Here is a 25,759-nt window from a genome sequence, read left to right as displayed (position 1 = left end):
TGGCGATGACCAAGACTCTCCACCACCGTGCCTGTCACCTGTGCGAGGCGATTTGCGGCCTCACCCTCGAAACCACCCTGCTGGACGATGCCAGCACCCTGATTACCTCCATAAAGGGTGATGCGCAGGACACGTTCAGTCGCGGGCACATCTGCCCCAAAGCCGTCGCGCTGCAAGACATCCAGAATGACCCCGATCGGCTCCGGCAGCCCATGCAGCGTATCGGCAACGACTGGCAGCCGATCGAGTGGCAGGCCGCGTTTGATCTGATCGCCGAGCGCCTGGCCGGCATTCAGGCGCGTCATGGGCAAAATGCGGTGGCGGTGTACCAGGGCAACCCTAGCGTGCATAACTATGGGCTGATGACCCACAGCAATTATTTTCTCGGGCTGCTGAAAACCCGTAACCGCTACTCCGCAACCTCTGTGGACCAGTTGCCACACCACCTGACCAGTCATTTGATGTACGGCCACGGCCTGCTGCTGCCCATCGCCGATATTGACCACACCGATTTCATGCTCATCCTCGGCGGTAATCCGCTGGCGTCCAACGGCAGCATCATGACCGTGCCCGACGTTGAGAAGCGTCTGAAAGCGATTCAGGCCCGTGGCGGCAAGGTCATTGTGGTCGATCCGCGCCGCAGCGAAACCGCCGCCATAGCCGATAAGCACCTGTTCATCCGGCCGGGCGGCGACGCGGCGTTTCTGTTCGGCTTGTTGCATACCCTGTTTGCCGAAGGCCTGACCCGTGAGAGCCACCTTGCGGTTGATGGTCTGGAGGACGTCCGCGCGGCCATCAGCGAGATGAACGCCGAGGCGATGAGCCCTCGATGCGGCGTGCCTGCCGAGCAGATCAGGCAGCTCGCACGGGACTTCGCCGCCGCCGAACGCGGCGTGTGCTACGGGCGCATGGGCATTTCTACCCAGGCGTTCGGCACGCTGTGCCACTGGCTGGTGCAACTGATCAACCTGGTCACCGGCAATCTCGATCGGCCAGGCGGTGCGCTGTGCACCGAGCCGGCGCTGGATCTGGTGGCGTCGACCTCCGGCGGCAGCTTCAACCGCTGGCAGAGCCGCGTTTCGCAACTGCCGGAATACGGCGGCGAGCTGCCGGTCTCTGCGCTGGCCGAGGAAATGCTGACCCCGGGGGAGGGCCAGATCAAGGCGCTGATTACCGTGGCGGGCAACCCGGTGTTGTCGACACCGAACGGCCGTCAGCTTGACACCGCGCTCGAAGGGCTGGAGTTCATGGTCAGCGTCGATTTGTACATCAACGAAACCACACGGCACGCGGACCTCATCCTGCCGTCGACGTCTGCGCTGGAAAATGACCACTACGACACCACGTTCAACATGTTCGCCGTGCGCAACGTCACCCGATTCAACCGTGCGATTCTTGCCAAGCCCGAGGGTGCGCTGCACGACTGGGAAATCTTCGTCGGCCTCGCCCAGGCGTTCGCACTGAAAACCGGGCGCGAATTGAAACCGACGATGCCGCCTGCGCAGATGGTCGATCGCGGTCTGCGGGCCGGGCTGTATGGTGATGCTTCGCCGCTCAAATTGTCGCTGGAGACACTCGCGCAGTACCCCCACGGCCTGGACCTGGGGCCGCTCAAGCCCAACCTTGCCAAGCGTCTTAAAACCTTCAACCAGCGGGTACAGGCCGCCCCGCCCGTGATTCTCGCTGACCTGGCCCGTTTTGCCGGGGAGCCTTCGCCCCAGGCCGGTGGCCTGATGCTCATCGGTCGGCGTCATGTGCGCAGCAATAATTCATGGATGCACAACTTCCATCGTCTGGTGAAAGGCAAGCCGCGGCATCAGTTGTTGATGCACCCCGACGACTTGCTCAGCCGAGGGTTGATGGACGGACAGCGGGTCAGGGTCAGTTCGCGGGTAGGCGTCATTGAGGTAGAAGTGATGGGCAGCATCGAGATGATGCCCGGCGTCGTAAGCCTGCCCCACGGCTGGGGCCACGGTCGTCCGGGCGTGAGAATGGACATCGCGACGGCTCAGCCAGGTGAAAGCGCGAATGACCTGACTGACGAGCGTGCGCTGGATGGCATTTCCGGGAACGCCGTGCTGAACGGGGTGCCGGTTACGGTTGCGGCGGCATGACGGTCATGGGGGCGGTCAAGGCCAAGACCGAGCGTTATGCTCGGGAATCGTTTAGAATGCGCCACCGTGTCGACACATACAGTCGTAAAGTTTAGCCGAGGTGCTCCATGGATATTATCGAAACGATCAAAGACCAGATTGCCAGCAACACCGTTCTGCTCTACATGAAAGGTGCTCCGAATGCCCCGCAGTGTGGCTTTTCGGCCAAGGCTTCTCAGGCACTGATGGCGTGTGGCGAAAAGTTCGCGTACGTCGATATCCTGCAGAACCCGGAAATCCGCGCCAACCTGCCGAAGTACGCCAACTGGCCAACGTTCCCGCAGCTGTGGGTCGGTGGTGAGCTGGTCGGCGGTAGCGACATCATCACTGAAATGCAGGCTGACGGTTCGCTGCAGGAACTGGTGAAAGCCGCTGTTGCGAAAAACGCCACTGCCTGATTTCGGCAGTCGTAAAAAAGCCCCGCTCTCTGCCGAGAAGCGGGGCTTTTTATTGGGCGGTCTTGTTGGGAGGCAGGGACGAGAATCAGTCCTCTTCGCCCATCTGAGACTGCAGGTAGTTCTCGATGCCGACCTTGTCGATCAGGCCCAGCTGGGTTTCCAGCCAGTCGATGTGCTCTTCTTCCGATTCCAGAATGTCTTCCAGCATTTCGCGGCTGCCGAAGTCGCCGACGGTTTCGCAGTGCGCGATGGCGGCTTTCAAATCGGCGTGGCCCTTGCGCTCGATGCGCAGGTCACACTCAAGCATTTCCTTGGTGTGCTCGCCGATCAGGATCTTGCCCAGGTCCTGCAGGTTCGGGAGGCCTTCCAGAAACAGGATGCGCTTGATCAGTTTGTCAGCGTGTTTCATCTCGTCGATGGATTCGTGGTACTCGTGTTTGCCCAGCTTGTTCAGGCCCCAGTCTTCATACATGCGCGCATGCAGGAAGTACTGGTTGATCGCGACCAGCTCGTTACCGAGGATCTTGTTGAGATGCTGGATGACTGTGATGTCGCCTTTCATGATCGGGGTCCTGTCGAAGATATAGGTAATGCAGGCGGGAAGTCTGAGCCCAGCCTATAACTCTGTCAAACCTAAGTTATTGAATAATAAGTGAAAATAAATAGGAATAAGAATGTTTGTGTTCCGCATCTTGTTGCTAAGCGATTGAATTAAAGGCATAAAAAAACCGGACAGGGCCCGGTTTTGTTTGAAAGCGGTCTTTCAGGCAGCTGAAAATTCTGCGGGATAGGCGAGGGCGGCGTGGCTGGTTTGCAGCTCGGTCAGGGTTTCACGCACCACTTCCTTGGCGAGGCAGGCACATTTCCCACACTTGCTGGCGACACCGAGGGTCTCGCGGACGTCACGATAGCTGCAGCATCCTTCCATGATTGCTTCACGGATTTGTCCGTCGGTAACACCTTGGCAGAGGCAGACATACATATAAGAAACCGTCGCTGAGTGATTGGCTCAATGCGAGGGATACTAATGTTAATGAGAATGCTTGTCAAAACTACTCAGGCTTCTTCGCGTGGCTACCGATGAGTGGTCGGCTGCGGCGATAGGCATGATCGCTTGTGAGGGTTGTGTGTATATCCATTATCGGCGGTGGTGCTGATTACGGTTCCGCCCTTACGGCGGGTCACTTTTTCCAAGAGCCGAAAAAGTAACCAAAAAGGCCCTGCTCCTGGTTGGGTTCCTCCTTCGTCGGAATACCCTCACTCCGGTCTCGCTCCGTGGGCCCGCCGCCATCCGCCATCCATGGCGGGGGGCGGCTCTCGCGGCATCCATGCCGCTCGGCCCACTCCGCGAAACCTGCGTTCAGCCTGCACCCAAGTCGCGTTCTGCGGTGTTTGGGCTTTTTGCGTATGAAGATCAAAGGCAGATCAGAAGCAGATCAGAAGCAGATCAGAAGCAGATCAAGAGCTTCCCGGCTGAAGCCGGTCCTACAGGGGGGCGCCGCCGATCTCGCTGAATGCACGCCCTGCTTTTAGTGGGACCGGCTTTAGCCGGGAAGGGGCCAGTCGGGGCGCTGACGGAGTTTGAGCCGATCACTGCCTGCCAATCCCCACCCATAAAAAAACCGGCCACATGGGCCGGTTCGTTTATTGCGCAGCCGCATCGACTCAGTTGTCGAAGTCGTGCCAGCCGCCCATTTCTTTCCAGCGGTTGACGATGCCGCAGAACAGCTCGGCAGTCTTCTCGGTGTCGTAACGGGCCGAGTGGGCCTCGCGACCGTCGAAATCGATGTCCGCCGACTGGCAGGCTTTGGCCAGGACAGTCTGGCCGTACGCAAGGCCCGCCAGCGTCGCGGTGTCGAAGCTGGAGAACGGGTGAAACGGATTGCGCTTCATGTCCAGCCGCGCGACCGCTGCGTTGAGAAAGCCCAGGTCGAAGCTGGCGTTGTGGCCGACCAGGATCGCACGCTTGCAGCCGTTGGCTTTCAGCGCCTTGCGGATGCCGCGGAAGATGTCCGTCAGCGCGGTTTCTTCACTCACGGCCATGCGCAGCGGGTGATCCAGCTTGATGCCGGTGAACTCCAGCGCCGCGGCTTCCACGTTGGCGCCCTCGAACGGTTCGACACGGAAGAAATAGGTGTGGTCCGGGAAGACAAAGCCTTTCTCATCCATGCCGATGGTGGTGGCGGCGATCTCCAGCAACGCATCAGTGGCGCAATTGAACCCGCCAGTTTCTACGTCAACGACAACGGGCAGGTAACCGCGAAAACGGGCAGCCATCGGGTGCCGGGAGCCAGTGCCGCCGCCGGAGCCTTCTTGCTCGTCTTCGTAATGATCTTCACTCACGCGTGTTCCTCCAGCAGGCGCCAGCGCAGTTTTTCACCGGCGCGCAGCGGGATAACAGAAAGCTCGCCAAACGGCAGGCTGGCGGGGGCCGTCCACTCGTCACGAACCAGGGTAATGGTGTCGGTGTTGGTCGGCAGACCATAGAACGCCGGGCCGTGCAAACTGGCGAAGCCTTCCAGCTTGTCCAGCGCGTTGCGTGATTCGAACGCCTCGGCGTAAAGCTCGATGGCGGCGAATGCGGTGTAGCAGCCGGCACAACCGCACGCCGCTTCTTTCGCGTGCTGCGCGTGGGGCGCGGAGTCCGTACCGAGGAAGAACTTGCTGCTGCCGCTGGTGGCGGCATCGAGCAGGGCAACCTGGTGGGTGTTGCGCTTGAGAATCGGCAGGCAATAGAAGTGAGGGCGAATGCCGCCGACCAGCATATGGTTGCGGTTGTACAGCAAATGGTGGGCAGTGATGGTCGCGCCCACATTGGCCGAAGCTTCATTGACGAACTGCACGGCGTCGGCGGTGGTGATGTGTTCGAACACCACTTTCAGCGTCGGAAAACGCTCGACGACACGTCGCATGTGCTCGTCGATGAAAATCTTTTCACGGTCGAACACGTCGATGTCGCCGCGGGTCACTTCGCCGTGGATGAGCAGCGGCAAGCCCACCTCAGCCATCGCCTCGAGCACCGGGAAGATCTTGTCGACGCTGGTGACACCGGAATCGGAATTGGTCGTCGCGCCTGCCGGGTACAACTTGGCGGCATACACGAAGCCACTGGCCTTCGCGGCGCGAATCTCCTCGGGCTGCGTCAGGTCAGTGAGGTAAAGCACCATCAGCGGCTCGAAGCGGCTGCCTTGCGGACGTGCAGCGAGGATGCGCTGACGATAGGCGTCCGCTTGCTCCGCGTTGCGTACCGGGGGCACGAGGTTCGGCATGATGATCGCGCGGCCAAAGGTGCGCGCTACGTCGGCGACGGTGTGGGGCAAAACAGCGCCATCTCGAAGATGGATATGCCAGTCGTCGGGGCGCAGGAGGGTCAGGCGTTCGGACATTGGGGATTCCAGGCGGGTCAAACTCGCTGGGAATGCTACCGGAAAAGACTCCTCCAGGCACTCGCTATCAAGTTTTGCGGGAAGTTACCGATAGCCACGTGTAAGTCATAAATCTTGTTACACGTGAATTTAGTGGAGCCTCCCGTGCGCCAGCGATATCTAGCCCTGCTCAGCGCGTTTGCCAGCCTGCCGGCCGTGGCGCTCACCTTCCAGACGCGTCTGGAGAATATTGAGTGGAAGGTGGAAGGCGACCAGTTCGAGTGCAGACTGACTCAACCGATCGCCGATTTCGGTGCGGGCGAATTCGTGCGACGCGCGGGCGAGCAACCGACGTTTCGGCTGAAGGCAAATGGCTACAGCCTTTCGTCCGGCTCGGCCACGTTGATTGCCGCGGCGGCGCCGTGGCAGCCGGGTCGCGGAGATCTCAATCTTGGCGCAGTGAAAGTCGGCAACGGCGAGATTCCTTTCAATACCAACCAGGCCCAGGCCACGCGGCTGATCGCGGGTTTGATGGAAGGTCGCAGCCCGATGATTCGTCACACCCTGCGAGATGGCGGCGGCGCGATGGAAGTCAGGCTGTTGCCGGTCAAATTCAGCAAAGCCTATGGTGACTTCCAGGTCTGTACCGCGAAGCTGTTGCCGATGAATTTCGAGCAAGTGCGGCAGTCCGAGATCGGTTTCCCGGGTGGCGGCATCGAGCTGGACGCTACGGCCAGGCGCAAGCTGGACACTGTGCTGGCTTATATGAAGGCTGATCCGACGGTCAATCACGTCGAACTGGACGGCCATTCCGACAACAGCGGCAACCGGTTGACCAACCGCGACCTGTCACGGCGTCGCGCGCTGTCGGTCATGGACTACCTTAAAGCCCAGGGCGTCCCGGAAGAGCAGATCACCCTGCGTTTCCATGGAGAGCAATACCCGCTGGCGCCAAACACCAACAACGCCAATCGCGCGCGCAACCGCCGGGTGAACATTCACCTGGAGCGTGTGGCGCAGCAGACCCCGGCCGTGACGCAATCCGCTGCACCTGCGCCGACGCCGGCCCCACTGCCAGCACCTGCCGCCACGCCAACCCCAGGCGCTGCGCCCGCCACAGCGGCAAGCGCGGCCCCCGCCAAGGCCTCTTGACGACGGGCAGCGAAGTCGTCTGACTGACAGAATCTGTCGCTTTGTCGTCAGAAGCTGTCGCGACACTGTAAATTCCCGCGCGTGAACGGTAAACTCGTCGGTTTTCCGTACAACGCGTTGGAGTGATGGCATGGCGGACGTAAACAAGGTAGTTCTCGCGTATTCCGGTGGCCTGGATACTTCGGTAATCCTCAAGTGGCTGCAAGATACGTACAACTGCGAGGTGGTGACCTTCACCGCTGACCTGGGTCAGGGCGAAGAAGTCGAGCCAGCACGCGCCAAGGCGCAAGCCATGGGCGTCAAAGAAATCTACATCGATGACCTGCGCGAAGAGTTCGTGCGTGATTTCGTGTTCCCGATGTTTCGCGCCAATACCGTCTATGAAGGCGAGTACCTGTTGGGTACTTCCATCGCACGTCCCCTGATCGCCAAACGACTCATCGAAATCGCCAACGAAACCGGCGCTGACGCCATTTCCCACGGCGCTACCGGCAAGGGCAACGACCAGGTTCGTTTCGAATTGGGCGCCTATGCGCTCAAGCCTGGCGTGAAAGTGATCGCGCCATGGCGTGAGTGGGACCTGCTGTCCCGCGAGAAGCTCATGGACTACGCCGAGAAGCACGCGATCCCGATCGAGCGCCACGGCAAGAAAAAATCCCCGTACTCGATGGACGCCAACCTGCTGCACATCTCCTATGAAGGCGGCGTGCTGGAAGACACCTGGACCGAACACGAAGAAGACATGTGGCGGTGGACAGTGTCGCCGGAAAACGCACCGGACAAGCCGCAGTATCTGGAGCTGACCTATCGCAACGGCGACATCGTGGCGCTGGACGGTGTTGAAATGACCCCGGCCACCGTCCTTGCCACCTTGAACCGCATCGGCGGCGAGCACGGCATTGGTCGTCTGGACATCGTCGAGAACCGCTACGTCGGCATGAAGTCCCGCGGCTGCTACGAGACCCCGGGCGGCACCATCATGCTGCGTGGTCACCGTGCGATCGAGTCGATCACCCTGGACCGCGAAGTCGCTCACCTCAAAGACGAGCTGATGCCCAAGTACGCCAGCCTGATTTACACCGGCTACTGGTGGAGCCCTGAGCGTCTTATGCTGCAACAGATGATCGATGCGTCGCAGGCCCACGTGAATGGTGTCGTGCGCCTGAAGCTTTATAAGGGCAACGTGATCGTGACCGGTCGCAAGTCCGACGAGTCGCTGTTCGATGCGAACATCGCGACGTTTGAAGAAGACGGCGGCGCGTACAACCAGGCAGATGCGGCGGGCTTCATCAAGCTCAACGCATTGCGCATGCGCATTGCAGCGAACAAGGGCCGCAAGTTGTTCTGATCGCTGTCGTGATTGATGTGCAGCCCTGTTCAGGGCTGCACTCATTACATCTGTCCTCCCTGTGCCGCTGGCCATTCATTCGACACTCTTTCCGCCCCCACGCTGGCCGGTTATTGCCTCGTTTTACAGGCGCTAAAAGACGTGCTCTCGCTGTGCGTCATCTCATTCGTCATGTTGACAAATCTGTCTCCTCGCCAGCGGTTTTCTCAGCCGTATCCCCCTGCGAAGTTGTTCGAAACTCAAAACGATAGGCTTTGCCAATGTCCCGGATATCGCGTACCCCGACGCCCAGTAGTTGAGCGATTTCAGGAACGGTGTAGCCCAGCGCCGAGTAATGCATGGCGTGTCCGGCAATGGCGTCGTCCAGGGTTACCGGCTCTCTTTGCCGGGACGTGCGTGATCGGCGAACAGGCTGGCAATAGCGGATCTTCAGACCGTTCTCGCTGGCCAGGCGCTTGATGTCCTTCTGGTTCATGCGCAGCGAGTATTGCAGCGCCGCGACCCCAGCTCCTTTGGCCACTAGCCCCTTGAGCAGATCGACCTTGGTGCACAGCTCCGCTTCCGGATCGGCGTCCCGGGTTTGCCGGGACGATTCGGTCTCCCGCGACTCTCCTTCTGCAATGACGTTAATAACGCCGCCTTGGGAAACGTAGCGCTCTACCGCTTCCGCCAGCTTTAGAGGGTCGCTGCTTGCGCCAATGGGGTATTTAATTTTCTTGGTCATGGTAGGTTCCTTTGAACATATCAACTAAACAGCCTGCACTGTCGGGACGTTCACGCTTAAGAACGTTTAAACACTGAATGCTTTATTCATGCCGAAGAGTGGCCTGCGCACGGACCGCTGGCAAAAGAAGCCCCCGCCTTTATATGCGCAATAATCTTGTATTGTGATAAGAGCCACTAACTAACAGTGGGTTGAACCATTCGCTCATCAAAAAGTAACGACTGGTAATAGGTTTGGCAAGTAAAAAGCCAAAAAATGGGCGGTTTGTTTTTTAACGCCATTGGGTGAAGTTCTTGGCGGTAATAATAGTCCGTTAGTTATGTAGTATTTTTCTGGAATGACGTGAGGGTGCTGGATGTTATGTGTCGAATAGTATTACGTGGAAGGCGGCCGAGCCCCTTTTTTTAAAAGCGGGTGATGTGATCCAGTCGTTATTGAATTGAGTCGCAGGGTTTGGAGGTGGTTAAGCGCTGTAACTTTCCAGGCTGCTCCGTGCCCACGTCCCGGGTAAGAATAGTTGAAAGTTGATTCGGGCTGTTCAGACATTTCTGAACCCGTTGTAGGCTCTTTCGAGTATTTATATGTAATGAAACTCGTCGAACCCGCGTGTGTAAGTTAACCAAGTGTGTGCGGTCGCCGACGCCTCGCCGGGCCTGCAATATTTTATGATTTTTGTTTGCTGGCGGCCCGGTAAGATGGGCATATGCTGAAGTCATAACACTCGTGGTGAACGGGCTGTCACCCGGTGGCCAGAAGCCGTGTTTTAAAGAGGAATCTCATTTTTCCGGGCGTCACGGATGGCCCTGGCTTTCGCACATCCAAACCGGTCGGCGGAGCAACCAAATCGTGGATCAACCTTAGGACAAACCGAGCTATCAACCTGCAGTCATATAGGCAGAAAAGCTTAGGGAAGTCAGGATTCAAAAATTACCACTTGCGGTCTTGGGAATTATGCGGTCACGTACTGAGACGGGATTGAACATCGTAAAAAATAGAGCGGATAGGGCAGGTTTTGTAGGATTTTTCTGTTGGTTGAGTGAGAAAGGTCTTTGCCTGCTGGTCTGCAGGGAGGAGCGCCATGCAAAGCACTAAACGACTAAGCTATTGTGCGGGCTCTGAAAATTCGAACAGCGAAGAATGGACTGCTCATGAATAAAGTGTTGATCGTGGATGATCACCCTGTCATTAGGCTCGCCGTACGCATGTTGATGGAACGTCATGGCTACGAAGTCATTGCCGAGACGGATAACGGCGTGGATGCGTTACAACTGGCGCGCGAGCACTTGCCGGACATTGTCATTCTGGACATCGGTATCCCCAAGCTGGATGGTCTGGAGGTCATCGCCCGATTGTCGGCGATGACGCTGGCCTTCAAAGTGCTGATCCTGACCTCCCAGGCGCCCGGGCATTTTTCAATGCGCTGCATGCAGGCGGGGGCGGCGGGGTATGTCTGCAAACAGCAGGATTTGACCGAATTGCTCAGCGCCATCAAGGCGGTGTTGTCCGGTTACAGTTACTTCCCCAATCAGGCGCTGCACACGGTGCGCTCCAGTCTCGGCAATGCCAGTGAGGCGGAGATGGTGGATCGACTGTCGGGTAGGGAAATGATGGTGTTGCAGCAGTTGGCCCGCGGCAAGACCAACAAGGAAATCGCTGACGGCATGTTCCTGAGCAACAAGACTGTCAGCACGTGCAAGACGCGTCTGTTGCTCAAACTCAATGCGCACTCGCTGGTTGACCTTATCGAGCTCGCCCAACGTAACGGCCTCGTTTGATGGCCGAGGAACAACGGTGCTTCAAGGCGGCGTTTTCAGACCCTGTATTCTGCCCAAGCCTCTCGAGGGAGAGGCCTTCAGGCAGAGCGTTTCAAGGAGCGATCAGAAATCGAAATCGTAGTCTGCAAGCTGCCGTTGCAGACGACGCTCTTCCAGCAGGTTATCGATGGTGCGGCGCTTGCTGAGGTTGGTCTTGGCGGTCTCTACCGGTACGGGCAGGACTTCTTCCGGCTCTTCGATGACGAAGTCGTCGTCCACTTCGATGGTGTCTTTTTCATCGCTCATGATTCAGCCTCAGGCGTGAACAGTCGTTGGCGCTCCTTATAGCGACAAACCCCGCGCGGGTAAAAAAGATTTTTTTAATCGATCAAAGCCTTGGGACGCTATCGTTCAATCGTCAGAGGTCTTTGCCTTGTACTCGCACAAGTCCTCGATCCGGCAGCTGCCACACCGAGGCTTGCGCGCAATGCACACGTAACGGCCGTGAAGGATCAGCCAGTGGTGCGCATCCATGAGGTAACCCCTGGGCACGAACTTCATCAGCTTGTTTTCAACTTCCACGACATTCTTCCCGGGTGCGATGCCGGTACGGTTGCTGACGCGGAAGATGTGCGTATCGACCGCCATTGCCAACTGGCGGAACGCAGTATTCAGAACCACGTTCGCGGTCTTGCGGCCAACGCCGGGGAGGGCTTCGAGGGCCTCTCGGGTTTGCGGCACTTCCCCTCCGTGCAGTTCAACCAGCAGGCGACACGTCTCGATCACGTTTCGCGCCTTGCTGTTGTACAGGCCGATGGTCCTGATATAGGCAGACAAACCCTCGACGCCCAACGCGTAAATCGCCTCAGGCGTATTGGCCACGGGATATAGACGCGCCGTGGCCTTGTTGACGCTGACATCGGTCGCCTGTGCCGAGAGAATCACGGCGATCAGGAGCTCGAACGGTGTGGAGTAGGCCAGTTCCGTTTTAGGATCGGGGTTGTCTTCGTGCAAACGACGAAAGATCTCAAGGCGTTTGGCGGCGTTCATGGGGTAGGCGTTTCCTGAGAAGACGGTGCCGAGGGCGTCGGGTCCTGCAATTGGGCGAGCGCATGCTCAGCCTCGTCGAGGCCGCGCTGCAACTGCACGAGTTGTGCGGCTTGTTCGGCAATGGGCGGGTGACCAAAGGCTTTCAGCGACTTCAGCAATTGTGCTCTGCTCATCGCGACCTGGGCGCGTGCCTGTTTCAACGCCGCATCGCCACCCGCTGAAGGTCTTGAGCGAATTCGGGCCAGCGCGGCTTGCGCCGGGTCTGGCTGGGGAACGGCAGGTGTGACAGTCCGCGGCTGGCGAGCCTGGCGTTCGGCCTGCCGTCGCTGCTCATCGCGCTGCAGGCGAGCGGAGCGCGCATCAAAGCGTTGCCGTGCGCGACTGCGTTTGACGGCCCTGACCGACCGCTGGGCGTCGTCCATTGCACAATCGCCAATGAAAGGAATCGCGGTCATCGGCAGCGGCAGCATGTCGATGCAGTCGACCGGGCAGGGGGCAACGCACAGGTCACAGCCGGTGCATTCCTCAACGATGACGGTGTGCATCAGCTTGGCAGCGCCGACGATCGCGTCCACCGGGCAGGCCTGAATGCATTTGGTGCAGCCGATGCACTCGGCCTCGCGAATAAACGCAACCTGCGCCGGCGCGCTACCGCGTTCGATGTCCAGTTGCAGGACTGGCACGTTCAGCAGTCGAGCCAGTGCCGCGATGGTCTCGTCGCCACCGGGTGGACATTTATTGATGGCTTCGCCGGCCGCAATGCCTTCAGCGTAGGGCTGGCAGCCCGGATGGCCGCATTTCCCACACTGGGTTTGTGGCAGCAAGGCGTCGATGCGCTGAATCAGGCTCATGCTTGGACCCGATCGACGACCCGAGCGGGCCGTCGATAATGTGCAGAATGTGGCGGTTCGGGGCGGGTTACTTGATGCGCTGACCGGGCTTGGCGCCGCTGTCAAGGCTCAGCAGGTAAATCTCTTCACCGCCAGGACCCGCTGCCATCACCATCCCTTCGGAGATACCGAAGCGCATTTTCCGAGGCTTCAGGTTGGCGATCATCATGGTCAACCGACCCTCCAGCTCTGCCGGGTTCGGGTAAGCGCTCTTGATGCCGGAGAAGACGTTGCGCTTCTCGTCGCCGATATTCAGCGTCAGGCGCAGCAGCTTGTCGGCGCCTTCGACGTGCTCGGCTTTTTCGATCAGCGCGACCCGCAGGTCAATTGCCGCGAACGCATCAAAGTCGATCTCCGGGGAGAGCGGGTCTTTCGTCAGTTCGCCATTGCTCTGTGGTGCCGCACCAGTGTCAGTGGCGCTGGCGGCCAGGTCTTCTTTCGATGCGTCGGTCATGGCTTCCACTTTTACAGGGTCGATGCGGGTCATCAGGGGCTGGAACGGGTTGAGCTGATGATTGCTCAACAGCGTCTGGTGGTCATCCCAGGTCAGTGGCGCAACGTTGAGGAACTGCTCGGCGTCTGCGGCCAGATTCGGCAATACAGGCTTGAGGAAGATCACCAACTGACGGAACAGATTGATGCCCAGTGCGCAGATCGCCTGGACCTCGTCCTGCTTGCCTTCCTGCTTGGCCAGCGACCAGGGCGCCTTGTCTGCAATCCAGGCGTTGGCGCGGTCGGCCAGGGCCATGATTTCGCGCATTGCGCGGGCAAAGTCACGTGCCTCGTAGGCATCGGCAATGCTTGGCGCTGCGGCATGAAAAGCGTCGGTCAGCTCGGGCTCTGCGTTGCCCGCCACCAGCAAACCTGCGTTGCCTTTCTGAATGAAGCCCGCGCAACGACTGGCGATGTTAACCACCTTGCCGATCAGGTCAGAGTTGACCTTCTGCACGAAGTCCTCAAGGTTCAGGTCAAGATCGTCGACGCCACGGCCCAGCTTGGCGGCGTAGTAGTAACGCAGGTACTCCGGCGACAGGTGCTCAAGGTACGTACGCGCCTTGATGAAAGTGCCGCGGGATTTCGACATCTTCTGGCCGTTGACGGTCAGGTAGCCGTGCACGTTGATGCCGGTAGGCTTGCGGAATCCCGAACCTTCGAGCATCGCTGGCCAGAACAGCGCATGGAAGTTGACGATGTCTTTGCCAATGAAGTGGTAAAGCTCGGTCGTCGAATCCTTGCGCCAGAAGGCATCGAAGTCCAGTTCCGGGCGACGTGCGCAGAGGTTCTTGAAGCTCGCCATGTAGCCGATGGGAGCATCCAGCCACACGTAGAAATACTTGCCCGGCTCGTCGGGGATCTCGAAGCCGAAATACGGCGCATCGCGGGAGATGTCCCACTGCTGCAGGCCGGAATCGAGCCATTCGGCGATCTTGTTGGCGACGGCGTCCTGCAACGTCCCGCTTCGCGTCCAGCTCTTGAGCATGGCGTCGAATGCCGGCAGGTCGAAGAAAAAGTGCTTGGAGTCCCGGAGCACCGGGGTTGCACCGGAAATCGCCGACTTCGGATCTTTCAGGTCAGTCGGGGCGTAGGTGGCGCCGCACTTTTCACAGTTGTCGCCGTACTGGTCTTCAGTGCCGCATTTCGGGCAGGTGCCTTTGATGAAGCGGTCGGCCAGGAACATTTTCTTTTCCGGGTCGAAATATTGCGTCACGGAGCGCGTGGCGATGTGGCCGGCGTCGCGAAGGCGTTTGTAGATCTCGCTCGACAGCTCACGGTTTTCATCAGCGTGGGTGGAGTGGAAGTTGTCGAAATCCACCAGGAAGTCAGCGAAGTCGGCGCTGTGCTCGGCCTGCACGTTGGCGATCAACTGCTCGGGCGTAATGCCTTCTTTCTCGGCGCGCAGCATGATGGCCGAACCATGGGCGTCGTCCGCACACACGTAAATGCACTGGTTGCCACGGTGCTTTTGAAAGCGCACCCACATGTCGGTCTGGATGTACTCGAGCATGTGGCCAAGGTGAATGGAACCATTGGCATAGGGCAGGGCGCTGGTGACGAGAATCTTGCGTGGCTCGGACATTGGGCTCGGCTACTTGAAGTGAAACGGAGGTCGGCCACTATAAAGGCCTGAGCGTTTTTTTTCATCCCGCGCTGCATGTCGGAATCTGCCGATGCGCTTGAAAGGAAACGTCGTTGCGTTCTTTATCGGGCATACAAGGTAGGATGGCCGCCTGTTTTAGTCAGTCTTTATAGGGAGTCACCCATGAGCGCTGTCAATCGCGCAACGGTGGAAGCCGTCCTTCGCCAGTACACCGATCCTTACTTGAATCAGGACCCGGTCAGCGCCGGGTGTGTCCGCGCCATCGAGATCGAAGGCGACCGCGTGAGTGTCCAGCTGGAACTGGGTTACGCCGCCGCGCTGTTCCAGAACGGCTGGGCACAGATGCTTCAGATGGCGATTGAAGGGCTGGATGGGATCGCCTCGGCCAGTGTCCGGATCGCCTCGGTCATTCATCCCCACAAAGCCCTCGGCCAGATCCCCGGCCTGGCCAATGTGAAGAACATTGTGGCCGTTGCGTCCGGCAAAGGCGGTGTCGGTAAATCCACGACGGCGGCGAACCTGGCGTTGGCGCTGTCCCGAGAAGGCGCGCGCGTCGGCATTCTTGACGCCGATATTTACGGCCCGAGCCAGGGCGTCATGTTCGGCATCGCCGAAGGCACCCGTCCCAGGATCAAGGATCAGAAGTGGTTCGTGCCGATCGAGGCCCATGGCATCGAAATGATGTCCATGGCGTTTCTGACCGACGACAACACGCCGATGGTCTGGCGAGGGCCGATGGTGTCGGGGGCACTGCTGCAACTGGTGACTCAGACCGCCTGGAATGATCTGGATTACCTGGTCATCGATATGCCGCCTGGCACCGGTGATATCCAGCTGACCCTCGCGCAGAAAGTGCCGGTCGCGGGCGCAGTGATCGTCACGACCCCGCAGGACCTTGCATTGCTGGACGCGAAGAAAGGCGTGGAGATGTTCCGCAAGGTCAATATCCCGGTGCTAGGTGTCGTCGAAAACATGGCCGTGCACATCTGCTCGAACTGCGGCCATGCCGAGCATCTCTTTGGCGAAGGCGGAGGGGAAAAGCTGGCGACGCAATATGGCGTCGAGCTGCTGGCCTCGCTGCCGCTGTCCATGTTGATTCGAGAGCAGGCCGATGGCGGCAAGCCGACGGCGATTGCCGAGCCGGAGAGCCAGATTGCGATGGTGTACCAGGAGCTGGCGCGTCATGTCGGCGCGCGTATTGTGTTGCAGGAAGCTGCGAGTGCGCAGATGCCGAACATCTCTGTGAGCGACGACTGATCCGCTGAAGCTGAAAGCTGGAGGCGCGATGTGCCGGACGATCGGCATGTCGCGTTAGCAAGAGGCGAGGTAGGGGGCAGAGGGGATGTGCAGCAGTAGCCTTTATGCAGGCGTAAAAAAACCCCGCTTTTGAGGGCGGGGTCTTTTAAGCGAATCAGTACAAGTTAGATAACTTGAACTTCTTCAGCTTGCATGCCTTTCTGACCGCGGGTAGCGATGAAAGAGACCTGTTGGCCTTCTTTCAGGCTTTTGAAGCCGTCAGATTGGATAGCTTTGAAGTGAACGAACAGGTCGTCACCGGATTGTGGAGTGATGAAGCCGAAGCCTTTTTCATCGTTGAACCACTTAACGGTACCAGTTTGGCGATTAGACATGGTGTATCTCCTTGGACAAAGTTAACTGCGACTCAGGAAATGCCCTGGCCGAGACTGAGTGCAAAGAGCAGGAAAAATTCTTGGAGATGGTTGGATCGAAATTCAACATCGTGTAGATATTCTCAGTGACACAAGCAACACAGTGGGGTCACCTTACCCCTTTTTCCGGAATGTGCAAAGGGTCTGTCCGAGATTTTTTCTTGAGGTGGCTCAACGACCTTAATGCGCACGGCGCGCAATCTTTGAACCCGGGGCGTTCGACCGGTAAGATGCCGGACATCTTTTTCACCTCGCTATTCAGGACACCGCCATGAGCATCAAATCGGACAAGTGGATTCGCCGCATGGCGCAGGAACACGGCATGATCGAGCCGTTCGTGGAGCGTCAGGTGCGCGGCGAAGGCGCTGATCGGGTGATCTCTTTCGGTGTCTCCAGCTATGGCTACGACGTGCGTTGCGCCGACGAATTCAAGGTGTTCACCAACATCAATTCGGCCACCGTCGACCCTAAGAATTTCGATGAAAAAAGTTTTGTAGACATCAAAAGCGACGTTTGCATCATCCCGCCGAACTCGTTTGCGCTGGCACGTACCGTCGAATATTTCCGTATTCCTCGCAATGTTCTGACCATTTGCCTCGGCAAGAGCACCTACGCGCGCTGCGGCATCATCGTCAACGTCACGCCCCTCGAGCCGGAATGGGAAGGCCACGTGACCCTGGAATTCTCCAACACCACCACGCTGCCGGCGAAGATCTACGCCAACGAGGGCGTTGCCCAGATGCTGTTCCTGGAGTCCGACGAAGAGTGTGAGGTGTCCTACAAGGACCGTGGTGGCAAGTACCAAGGCCAACGCGGTGTAACGCTGCCCCGCACGTAATCATGCCATTTGTCAGCCCGTTACTGAATTTGTCTCGGAATTCGCACTCTATTGACTGAACTGTTCCCATCGGCACCATGCGGGTGGGGCCAACGCTCAGGAGTGCCCTATGAAGAGACACATCAACACCAGCAGCAATGAAACCGACCCGAGTCCCAATCAGGTTGGGTTGCTGGCTTGGTCGCTGTTAGCGCATCCACACCTCAATAACATGGTCGCCGGGGGTATTCCCGGGCAGCCTAATCCTGACACCCCGGACTTTGAGCAACCCTTAGAGCCGGGCGTGCCGACCATTCCGGACGAGCCACCGCCTGCACCGGTCGCTTGATTCAGCTCCCGCCGTTGCCTGGGCATCGGCGGGAACCTCCTGTCTTCTGCCAATTCAGTGGCGCCCACTTGGTGCGACCCGGTAAGTCATCAAAGCGTGCCTCGTCGATTGTTCGGCTCGGTGCTCAAACCGCCTCCCATACCGCCCCATCCCCCACCACGTAAACCCTGCTGTTTTCCGCCCGGTCGATGTTCATGCCGCCTGTAAACGCGCCGAACGCCGGCAGCAGACTCACGCGTGGCAATACGTAGAAACACGGCAACCGCAAGCGCTGTCGTCCTCGTCCGTACAGCCGGTAGGCCGGGTGCACATGGCCCGCCAGGACGTGGAAGTCAGGGTGCGGGTCAGGCTCATGCTGAAGCGCATACGGCCCCATGAACATCGGTTCCTCGACGATGTCCATGCGCAATTCCGGGGGTGGGTCGCCGGCACGCTTGTCATGGTTACCCCGAATCAGAGTGATCGCCAGACCCTCATGCTTGTCGCGCCATGCCTGAATGGCCGACAGCGTGCCGGCCGCATGGGATTCCGGGGCGTGCAAAAAGTCCCCCAGAAAGATCAACCGGTCGCAGTCATAGCTCGCCAGAAGTGCATCCAGGCGCTGAAGGTTATCGTCGGTGGTGCCGTGGGGCACTGGCTGACCCAACCGTCGGTAGGCAGCAGCCTTGCCAAAGTGAGCGTCGGCGATCAACAGCGCCCGCTCGGCCGGGTAGTAAATCGCTTTGTCCGCCAGTAACCACAACTCCGCACCTGCCAGCTGAATCGACAGATACGGCCTCACGTCATGACCTCAGGCCCGGCGGCTTTCTCGAGGTCGCTGACCATCCGTGCGATACGGTCGGAGAGTTTTTCGGTGCTGAGGCTTTCGCGCATGCGTTCTACCAGCAGCGGGAAGGCCATCGGGGTGGGGCGTTTGATCACGTGTAAATCCAGGGTTCGATTGTTGATACGGCTCAGGGTTTGTTCGAGACGGGCCACGTCCAGCTCCTGCCGCAACACTTCCTCTTGAGCTTGCGTCAGCAGCAGGTTGCCGGCGTCGTACTGTTTGAATACTTCGAAGAACAATCCGCTCGACGCCTGGAGCTGTCGGTTGCTCTTCGGCGCGCCGGGGTAGCCGGAGAACACCAGCCCGGCGATGCGGGCAATTTCGCGGAAACGGCGCAGCGCCAGTTCGCCGGCGTTCAGGCTGGCGATGATATCGGCCAGCAACTCGTCTTCGGAAAACAGCTGGGTCGTCAGGCGCTCGTTCCAGTCGATCGGGGTGGCGCTGAGCAGCTCGAAGCCGTAGTCGTTCACGGCGATGGAGAAGGTCAGTGGCGTGTCGCGGCTCAGTCGCCACGCCAGCAGGCTCGCCAGCCCCAGGTGCACATGGCGCCCGGCGAAGGGATAAAGAAACAGATGCCAGCCTTCGCGGGACTTCAAGACTTCCGCCAGCAGTGTGTCCTTGCGCGGCAAGGCTGACCATTGCCGCTGCACTTCCAGCAGCGGGCTGACGATGTGCATCTCGGGGCTGCTGAAATCGCCCCGGGCAGCGGCATCAAATTTTTCGACAACGGCGTCTGCCAGTTCGTTGGAGAGCGGCATCCGTCCGCCATTCCAGCGTGGGACGGCGGCTTTTTTGCCCGTAGCCTTTTTCACGTACGCGGTCATGTTCTCCACGCGCACCAGTTCCAGCAGGCGACCGCTGAACAGAAACCCGTCTCCGGGTTTCAAGCGAGCGATGAAGCCCTCTTCGACGCTGCCGAGGGATCCACCTCCGCCGCCCTTGCTCCAGTACTTCACGTTGATGCTGGCTTCGCTGACGATGGTGCCCACGCTCATGCGGTGGCGGCGGGCCAGGCGGGCATCGGGGACGTGCCAGATGCCGTCTTCGTCAGGCTCGACGCGTCGATAATCAGGGTAGGCCGTCAGTGACAGGCCGCCGTAGCGCACGAAAGCCAAAGCCCACTCCCACTCCTCGTCGGTGAGGTCGCGATAGGCCCAGGCGGTGCGAACTTCGGCCAGTAGCGCGTCGGGCATAAAGCCGCCACCGAGGGCCATGCTCACCAGATGTTGCACGAGGACATCCAGCGGTTTGTAGGGTGATTCCCGGGGTTCGATCAGACGCGCGTTGACGGCGTCGCGGGCAGCGGCGGCTTCTACCAGCTCCAGGCTATGGGTCGGCACCAGCGTGACCCGTGACGGACGGCCCGGCGCGTGGCCCGAGCGTCCCGCACGCTGCATCAGCCGCGCGACGCCCTTGGCCGAACCGATTTGCAGTACGCGCTCGACTGGCAGAAAATCCACGCCTAAATCGAGACTGGAGGTGCAGACCACAGCTTTCAGGTGGCCTTCTTTCAGCGCACGTTCAACCCAGTCGCGGACCTCACGGGACAGCGAGCCGTGGTGCAGCGCGATCAACCCGGCCCAGTCCGGGCGGGCTTCCAGCAGCGCTTGATACCAGACTTCCGACTGTGCCCGCGTATTGGTGAACAGCAGGCAACTGGAACTGCTGTCCACCTCGGCCAGCACCTGCGGCAGCATGCGCAGCCCCATATGTCCGGCCCAGGGGAAGCGTTCGATGGAGGGCGGCAACAACGTGTCGACGATCAATTTTTTGACCACTTTGCCATGGACGGTGGTGCCGTGGTCGCCCACCAGCACCTGTTGCGCGTGGGCTTGATTGCCGAGGGTCGCGGAAAGGCCCCAGATGACCAGTTCAGGATTCCACTGGCGCAGCCGGGCCAGCGCCAGTTGCAGCTGAATGCCGCGCTTGTTGCCGATCAGCTCGTGCCATTCATCGACCACGACCATCTTCAGCGTCGACATCGTCGCCTGGGCATCGGCGCGGGTCAGCAGCAGCGTCAGGCTCTCCGGCGTGGTGATAAGCGCGGAGGGCAGGCGCCGACCCTGTTTGGCGCGCTCGCTGCTGCTGGTGTCGCCGGTGCGCAGGCCAACACTCCACGGGATCTGCAAATCCTGCAGCGGGCCTTCCAGTGCGCGGGCGGTGTCGGCGGCGAGGGCGCGCATGGGCGTGATCCACAGCACGCTCAGGGGAGCGGCAACGGGTTTGCGCTTGCGCGGCTTCATCTCGGTCGATTCGGGTGCAGGCCGGGCGAACTGGTTGAGGGCGGCGAACCACACCGAGTAGGTCTTGCCCGCGCCCGTGCTGGCGTGCAGCAAACCCGACTCGCCGCGAGCGACGGCGGCCCAGACTTCTTTCTGGAAGGGGAAGGGTTTCCAGCCACGCTCGGCAAACCAGCGCTTGGCGAAATTGACGGCTTTTGGCATGCGCAGGCTCTGGGAAGGGGTTAAGTCAGAGACCGCTCAGAGCGTGGAATAGTTTGATGGGATGTCCGTTTGGATTGGTTTGAGTGACTCGTTTTTTCCCTTGGACCGCGTTGTCGACTGTGAGGACAAATCCTGTGGGAGCGAGCTTGCTCGCGAATGCGGTGGGTCAGCAGCAAGGAAGCTGACTGACAGAATGCCTTCGCGAGCAAGCTCGCTCCCACAGGCTACGCGTGCGCTGAACCAGAGTGGGGTGTCAGCCCCGTATCTCTACAGCAAGTGACTATTTCAAATTTCCACTCAGAAACTGCTGCAAGCGCTCGCTCTTCGGGCTGCCCAGCACGTCGTCCGGGTGGCCCATCTCTTCGATCTGGCCCTGGTGCAGGAACACCACCTGATTGGCGACCTTGCGGGCGAAGCCCATTTCGTGGGTCACCAGAATCATGGTCCGGCCCTCTTCAGCGAGGCCCTGAATCACTTTCAACACTTCGCCGACCAGCTCAGGGTCGAGGGCTGAAGTCGGCTCGTCGAACAGCATGATTTCCGGTTCCATCGCCAGCGCACGGGCGATGGCCACGCGCTGCTGCTGGCCACCGGACAGAAACGCCGGGTACTGATCGGCGACGCGCGCGGGCAGGCCGACCTTGTCCAGGTATTTGTGCGCACGGGCCTCGGCTTCGGCTTTCGACACGCCCAACACCCGGCGCGGCGCCATGGTGATGTTTTCCAGCACCGTCATGTGGCTCCACAGGTTGAAGTGCTGGAACACCATGGCCAGTCGCGTGCGAATCCGCTGCAGCTCGGCCGGGTCGGCGACGCGCATGCCGCCGGTGTCGCTGACCATGCGCACGGGCTGGCCGTCCAGGCTCATGGCGCCGTCATTGGGTTGCTCGAGAAAATTGATGCAGCGCAGGAACGTGCTCTTGCCCGAGCCGCTGGCGCCGATCAGACAAATTACGTCGCCGACGCTAGCCTTCAGCGACACCCCTTTGAGCACCTCGTGGTCACCGTAGCTTTTATGCAGGCCATCGATGGTCAGTTTGTACATGAAGGGCAGTCCTCAAGGAGAAAGTAAGTAGCCGCTGCGGTAGGCTTCGGTGCCGGCGACATGGGCGATGACCATGCCGGCGGTCGCCATGCGTCGCAATGAGCGGGCGTACATAAGGCCAGCGTTGGCCGTGTGGATCGGGGTCACTGCGTCGCTGATCGGGTCGATGACCTCAGCGATCAATTGCCCCGCCTCGACGTATTCGCCGGGCAGTGCGCAGAACACCAGCAGACCACCGACAGGCGTGGCAACCGGTTCGACCCCCGCCAGCGGGGTCGCCGGGTACAGCAGTTCGGGTGGCGCAACCGGCTCGCCGGCAATGGCGCCGTGGTGCATCAGGTAGCTGATGATCGCCTGACAGTCGCGGCTGGCGAGGGCGTGATTGACATCGCCCTGGCCGCGCAACTCCAGGGTGACGGAAAAGCTGCCCATTGGAATCGGGAAGCGCTTGGCAAAGCGCTGCTGCAGTTGCCACCAGACCAGCGTGAAGCATTCATCGAACGACTGCCCACCCGAATCCGTCGCCAGCAGGCTTGCCTGTGCGCCGAGATAACGCGACAGCGCTTCGACCTGGGGCCAGGCCTCAGGCGTGGTGTACAAGTGCTCGACGGATTCGAAATCGCAATGCAGGTCCAGCACCACGTCAGCGTCACAGGCCAGGCGCTGCAGCGTCAGGCGCTGAGACTCCAGTTGGGTGCTGCCGACGCAGTTATTCAGTGCGCCCAGCAAGGTTTTGCGAATCAGTGCGACGTTGTGCCGGGAATCATCCGTCAGCAGCGCTTCGACTTCATCGCCCACCTGCTGACCGAGGTCGACGAAGCGGCGGTTGAAGTTCTGTCCGCTTTCAAGCTCGTAACGGCCCAGCGGCATGTCCATCAGGACCTGCTCCAGCCCGACGGGGTTGGCCACCGGAACGACCACCACTTCGCCGAGCAACTGACCGGCGCTTTCAAGCTCGGCCAGCCGTTGCTTCAAGTACCAGGACACCAGCATGCCCGGCAGCTCGTCGGCGTGCAGGGACGACTGGATGTAAACCTTGCAGGCGCCGTGTTCCGGGCCGTAGTGAAAGCTATGGATCTGCCGCGCGGTGCCAGGCACCGGGGCCAGCAGATCATGGGTCTGGTGTCGCATGCAGGGTTCCTAGTGAGTCGGGCCGAGGAAGGCCAGCCAGCGGCGTTCAGCCAATCGGAACAGGCCTACCAGAATGAACGTGACCGTGAGGTAGATCAGCGCCGCAATACCGAACGACTGGAACGTCAGGAAGGTGGCCGAGTTGGCGTCCCGCGCTACCTTGAGGATGTCCGGCACGGTGGCGGTGAAAGCCACGGTGGTCGAGTGCAGCATCAGGATCACTTCGTTGCTGTAATAAGGCAGCGAACGGCGCAGTGCCGACGGCATGATGACGTAGGTGTACAGGCGCCAGCCGGTCAGGCCGTAAGCCTTGGCCGCCTCGACTTCGCCGTGGTTCATGCTGCGAATCGCACCGGCGAAGATCTCGGTGGTGTAGGCGCAAGTGTTCAAAGCGAAGGCGAGGATCGTGCAGTTCATCGCGTCACGGAAGAACGCGCCGAGCATCGGCTGCTCCCGTACGGCGGCGATGCTGTAGATGCCGGTGTAGCAAATCAGCAACTGGATATACAGCGGCGTTCCACGGAACAGGTAGGTGTAGAACTGCACCGGCCAGCGCACCAGGGGATTGCGGGACACGCGGGCGATGGACAGCGGAATCGAAACGATAAAGCCGATGGCGATGGAGGCGCTGAGCAGCCACATCGTCATGGCCAGGCCGGTGATGTTCTGGCCGTCCGTATAAAGGAAGGCGCGCCAGTATTCTTGCAGCAACTCGATCATCGTTGAGCCTCCCGGCTGCCGGCGGCATAACGCCGTTCGGCCCAGCGCAGGGCGAAGTTGGACACGCTGGTGATGACCAGATAGATCAGTGCGGCGATTACCAGGAAGTAGAACAGCTGATAGGTGCTTTTACCCGCGTCCTGCGCGGCTTTGACCAAGTCGGCCAGACCGATGATCGACACCAGCGCGGTGGCCTTGAGCACCACTTGCCAGTTGTTGCCGATGCCGGGCAGGGCGAAGCGCATCATCTGCGGGAATACCACCATGCGAAACCGTTGCGAACGGCTGAGCCCATAGGCCGTGGCGGCTTCGACCTGACCGCGCGGTACGGCGAGAATCGCGCCGCGGAAGGTCTCGGTGAAGTACGCGCCATAGATGAAGCCCAGCGTGATGACGCCGGCAGAGAAAGGGTCGATCTCGATGTAATCCCATTCCATCGCATTGGTGAGCGTGGTCAGCCAGGTTTGCAGGCTGTAGAAGATCAGCAGCATCAGTACCAGGTCCGGTACGCCACGGATCAACGTGGTGTAGATCTGGGCAGGAACGCGCAGCACGGCGGCTTTTGACAGTTTGGCACTGGCGCCCAGCAGGCCGAGCACAATGGCCAGCAGCAGCGACATTACCGATAATTTGACGGTCATCCAGGTGCCTTGCAGCAACAGCGGGCCGAAGCCTTTCAGGCTGAATGCTGACAGTCCCAGGTTTTGCAGGAGAGTTTCGAACATGTGCAACCTATACAGTCAATAAAAACGCCCGTGAACTTCAGCGACGGATTCTGGCTGAAATCAACGGGCGTCTGTTTGCTTATTTACCGCTGTACAGATTCAGATCGCCGAAGTGCTTCTTCTGGATCTCGGCGTACTTGCCGTCGTCGTGTAACGCTTTGATACCCTTGTCCAACAGTGCTTTCAGGTCCTTGTTACCTTTCGAGATGCCGACTGCGGTTTTGGCTGGCAGCAGGGGATCGTCGATAGGCTTGCTGACTTCATAGTCACCGCCTTGTGGCGATTTCAGGAAGCCCAGTTCGGCTTGCAGCATGTCTTGAACCGAGGCATCCAGACGACCCGAAACGAGGTCGGCATAGACCTGATCCTGGTTGGCGTAGGCCTGGGTTTTCACGCCAGCCTTGTCCAGAACGGCCTTGGCGTAGGCTTCCTGGATGGTGCCTTGCTCGTAACCCACGGTTTTGCCTTTGAGCGAGGCCGTGTCAGCACTCAGGCCGGAGCCTTTTTTGTAGACCAGTGAGGTAGGGCCGGAGAACAGTTCGCTGGAGAAGTCGATGACTTTCTCGCGGGCCGGGGTCACGGTCATGGAGGAGATCACGCCGTCGAACTTGTTGGCTTTGAGACCTGGGATCATGCCGTCGAAGTCGCTTTCGACCCACTTGCACTTGACCTTCAATTCAGCACAAATCGCGTTGCCCAGATCGATATCGAAGCCTACCAGGCTGCCATCGGCGGCTTTGGATTCGAAGGGCGCGTAGGAAGGATCAACGCCGAAACGCAGCTCCTTGTACTCCTTGGCCATTGCGTTACCGGCGGCCAGACAGATGGCGAGAGCGGAAAGGGTCAGCCATGCTTTTTTCATCGTTCAGTCCTTAAAACCAAATTGAGCGTTGGGAACACGCGAAGGCTTGCTACCGGCAAAAGCCAGACCGCAAATAGACAGCAATTTCCGAACCAAAGAAACGAACGCGCGTTTTAAATGTACGGAGTTGTCGCAATGATGACTTAGCGCCATCTTTTGTCTTTTTTTGAGGCCCCGCAGGCATCGGCAGAGTAGCCGTATCCCGTTGAGAGTGGGCGAAAAAGTTGCAGCCTTCGGG

Annotated in this window: 24 protein-coding genes and 1 pseudogene; 8 read left to right on the top strand and 17 right to left on the bottom strand. The window is 59.6% G+C overall.

Going from position 1 to position 25,759, the window contains the following annotated elements:
* Positions 1-5 precede the first annotated feature (5 nt).
* Positions 6-2,114, top strand: coding sequence for a molybdopterin oxidoreductase family protein (locus IFT99_RS22040; protein WP_192135142.1), 2,109 nt, complete (start codon positions 6-8; stop codon positions 2,112-2,114).
* A gap of 107 nt (positions 2,115-2,221) precedes the next feature.
* A complete protein-coding gene (gene grxD, locus IFT99_RS22035) occupies positions 2,222-2,551 on the top strand; it encodes a Grx4 family monothiol glutaredoxin (RefSeq protein ID WP_074888979.1) in 330 nt (109 codons plus the stop codon).
* A gap of 85 nt (positions 2,552-2,636) precedes the next feature.
* On the opposite strand, the gene bfr is transcribed toward grxD, so the two are convergent.
* The 4 genes from bfr to pyrC all read right to left on the bottom strand — a co-directional run bounded on the left by bfr (position 2,637) and on the right by pyrC (position 5,937).
* The gene (bfr, locus tag IFT99_RS22030) at positions 2,637-3,113 is read right to left on the bottom strand and encodes a bacterioferritin (protein WP_065992554.1); all 477 of its coding nucleotides are present in this window, start codon (positions 3,111-3,113) and stop codon (positions 2,637-2,639) included.
* Positions 3,114-3,314: 201 nt separating this feature from the next.
* Complete coding sequence (locus IFT99_RS22025) at positions 3,315-3,533, bottom strand: bacterioferritin-associated ferredoxin (RefSeq protein ID WP_065992556.1); 219 nt, start codon at positions 3,531-3,533, stop codon at positions 3,315-3,317.
* Between the two features lie 683 nt (positions 3,534-4,216).
* Complete coding sequence (gene rnt / locus IFT99_RS22020) at positions 4,217-4,894, bottom strand: ribonuclease T (protein ID WP_192135141.1); 678 nt, start codon at positions 4,892-4,894, stop codon at positions 4,217-4,219.
* Positions 4,891-5,937, bottom strand: a complete 1,047-nt coding sequence (gene pyrC, locus IFT99_RS22015) for a dihydroorotase (protein ID WP_065992558.1) — start codon at positions 5,935-5,937, stop codon at positions 4,891-4,893. The genes rnt and pyrC overlap by 4 nt, the downstream gene beginning before the upstream one ends.
* 144 nt (positions 5,938-6,081) lie before the next feature.
* On the opposite strand from pyrC, the gene IFT99_RS22010 reads away from it, so the two are divergent.
* Positions 6,082-7,068, top strand: a complete 987-nt coding sequence (locus IFT99_RS22010; protein WP_192135139.1) for a flagellar protein MotY — start codon at positions 6,082-6,084, stop codon at positions 7,066-7,068.
* A gap of 130 nt (positions 7,069-7,198) precedes the next feature.
* Positions 7,199-8,416, top strand: a complete 1,218-nt coding sequence (locus IFT99_RS22005; protein ID WP_065992560.1) for an argininosuccinate synthase — start codon at positions 7,199-7,201, stop codon at positions 8,414-8,416.
* Between the two features lie 169 nt (positions 8,417-8,585).
* On the opposite strand, the gene IFT99_RS22000 is transcribed toward IFT99_RS22005, so the two are convergent.
* Positions 8,586-9,140, bottom strand: a complete 555-nt coding sequence (locus IFT99_RS22000; protein ID WP_244657052.1) for a hypothetical protein — start codon at positions 9,138-9,140, stop codon at positions 8,586-8,588.
* Positions 9,141-10,288: 1,148 nt separating this feature from the next.
* Between IFT99_RS22000 and IFT99_RS21995 the strand changes: the two genes are divergently transcribed.
* Positions 10,289-10,915 (top strand): response regulator transcription factor, encoded by a 627-nt coding sequence (locus IFT99_RS21995; protein ID WP_192135137.1) that lies wholly within the window; start codon positions 10,289-10,291, stop codon positions 10,913-10,915.
* A gap of 102 nt (positions 10,916-11,017) precedes the next feature.
* Here the strand turns inward: IFT99_RS21995 and IFT99_RS21990 are convergent, their stop codons facing one another.
* From IFT99_RS21990 to metG, 4 genes and pseudogenes are all read right to left on the bottom strand, one after another.
* Complete coding sequence (locus tag IFT99_RS21990; RefSeq protein WP_065992563.1) at positions 11,018-11,200, bottom strand: PA3496 family putative envelope integrity protein; 183 nt, start codon at positions 11,198-11,200, stop codon at positions 11,018-11,020.
* Between the two features lie 105 nt (positions 11,201-11,305).
* Complete coding sequence (gene nth / locus IFT99_RS21985) at positions 11,306-11,944, bottom strand: endonuclease III (RefSeq protein ID WP_065992564.1); 639 nt, start codon at positions 11,942-11,944, stop codon at positions 11,306-11,308.
* Positions 11,945-11,964: 20 nt separating this feature from the next.
* A pseudogene (rsxB, locus tag IFT99_RS21980) lies at positions 11,965-12,795 on the bottom strand (electron transport complex subunit RsxB); the annotation flags it as partial.
* 67 nt (positions 12,796-12,862) lie between these two features.
* Positions 12,863-14,911, bottom strand: a complete 2,049-nt coding sequence (metG, locus tag IFT99_RS21975; protein ID WP_192135132.1) for a methionine--tRNA ligase — start codon at positions 14,909-14,911, stop codon at positions 12,863-12,865.
* Between the two features lie 183 nt (positions 14,912-15,094).
* On the opposite strand from metG, the gene apbC reads away from it, so the two are divergent.
* A complete protein-coding gene (gene apbC / locus IFT99_RS21970) occupies positions 15,095-16,189 on the top strand; it encodes an iron-sulfur cluster carrier protein ApbC (RefSeq protein WP_192135125.1) in 1,095 nt (364 codons plus the stop codon).
* A gap of 164 nt (positions 16,190-16,353) precedes the next feature.
* On the opposite strand, the gene IFT99_RS21965 is transcribed toward apbC, so the two are convergent.
* Positions 16,354-16,563 (bottom strand): cold-shock protein, encoded by a 210-nt coding sequence (locus IFT99_RS21965; protein ID WP_002554837.1) that lies wholly within the window; start codon positions 16,561-16,563, stop codon positions 16,354-16,356.
* Between the two features lie 310 nt (positions 16,564-16,873).
* Between IFT99_RS21965 and dcd the strand changes: the two genes are divergently transcribed.
* Positions 16,874-17,440, top strand: a complete 567-nt coding sequence (dcd, locus tag IFT99_RS21960; protein WP_002554836.1) for a dCTP deaminase — start codon at positions 16,874-16,876, stop codon at positions 17,438-17,440.
* A gap of 109 nt (positions 17,441-17,549) precedes the next feature.
* Positions 17,550-17,768 carry a hypothetical protein gene (locus IFT99_RS21955; protein ID WP_065992572.1) on the top strand — a complete coding sequence of 73 codons (219 nt, stop codon included), beginning with the start codon at positions 17,550-17,552 and terminating at the stop codon, positions 17,766-17,768.
* Positions 17,769-17,892: 124 nt separating this feature from the next.
* Here the strand turns inward: IFT99_RS21955 and pdeM are convergent, their stop codons facing one another.
* The 7 genes from pdeM to IFT99_RS21920 all read right to left on the bottom strand — a co-directional run bounded on the left by pdeM (position 17,893) and on the right by IFT99_RS21920 (position 25,521).
* Positions 17,893-18,549 (bottom strand): ligase-associated DNA damage response endonuclease PdeM, encoded by a 657-nt coding sequence (gene pdeM / locus IFT99_RS21950; protein ID WP_192135123.1) that lies wholly within the window; start codon positions 18,547-18,549, stop codon positions 17,893-17,895.
* Positions 18,546-21,038: a ligase-associated DNA damage response DEXH box helicase gene (locus tag IFT99_RS21945; RefSeq protein ID WP_192135121.1), complete on the bottom strand. Its 2,493-nt coding sequence runs from the start codon at positions 21,036-21,038 to the stop codon at positions 18,546-18,548. Before IFT99_RS21945 ends, pdeM begins: the two co-directional genes overlap by 4 nt.
* 280 nt (positions 21,039-21,318) lie before the next feature.
* On the bottom strand, positions 21,319-22,083 hold the full coding sequence (locus IFT99_RS21940; RefSeq protein ID WP_172609421.1) for an ABC transporter ATP-binding protein: 765 nt from the start codon (positions 22,081-22,083) through the stop codon (positions 21,319-21,321).
* Between the two features lie 12 nt (positions 22,084-22,095).
* A complete protein-coding gene (locus IFT99_RS21935) occupies positions 22,096-23,214 on the bottom strand; it encodes a succinylglutamate desuccinylase/aspartoacylase family protein (RefSeq protein ID WP_192135119.1) in 1,119 nt (372 codons plus the stop codon).
* Between the two features lie 9 nt (positions 23,215-23,223).
* The gene (locus tag IFT99_RS21930; protein WP_065992577.1) at positions 23,224-23,934 is read right to left on the bottom strand and encodes an ABC transporter permease; all 711 of its coding nucleotides are present in this window, start codon (positions 23,932-23,934) and stop codon (positions 23,224-23,226) included.
* Complete coding sequence (locus tag IFT99_RS21925; protein WP_065992578.1) at positions 23,931-24,659, bottom strand: ABC transporter permease; 729 nt, start codon at positions 24,657-24,659, stop codon at positions 23,931-23,933. The genes IFT99_RS21930 and IFT99_RS21925 overlap by 4 nt, the downstream gene beginning before the upstream one ends.
* A gap of 79 nt (positions 24,660-24,738) precedes the next feature.
* The gene (locus IFT99_RS21920) at positions 24,739-25,521 is read right to left on the bottom strand and encodes a transporter substrate-binding domain-containing protein (protein ID WP_065992580.1); all 783 of its coding nucleotides are present in this window, start codon (positions 25,519-25,521) and stop codon (positions 24,739-24,741) included.
* Between the last annotated feature and the right edge of the window lie 238 nt (positions 25,522-25,759).

It is taken from the genome of Pseudomonas sp. CFBP 8772 (assembly GCF_014841665.1).
GTDB lineage: Bacteria > Pseudomonadota > Gammaproteobacteria > Pseudomonadales > Pseudomonadaceae > Aquipseudomonas > Aquipseudomonas graminis_B.
This window is presented reverse-complemented; position numbering and strand designations above follow the sequence as displayed.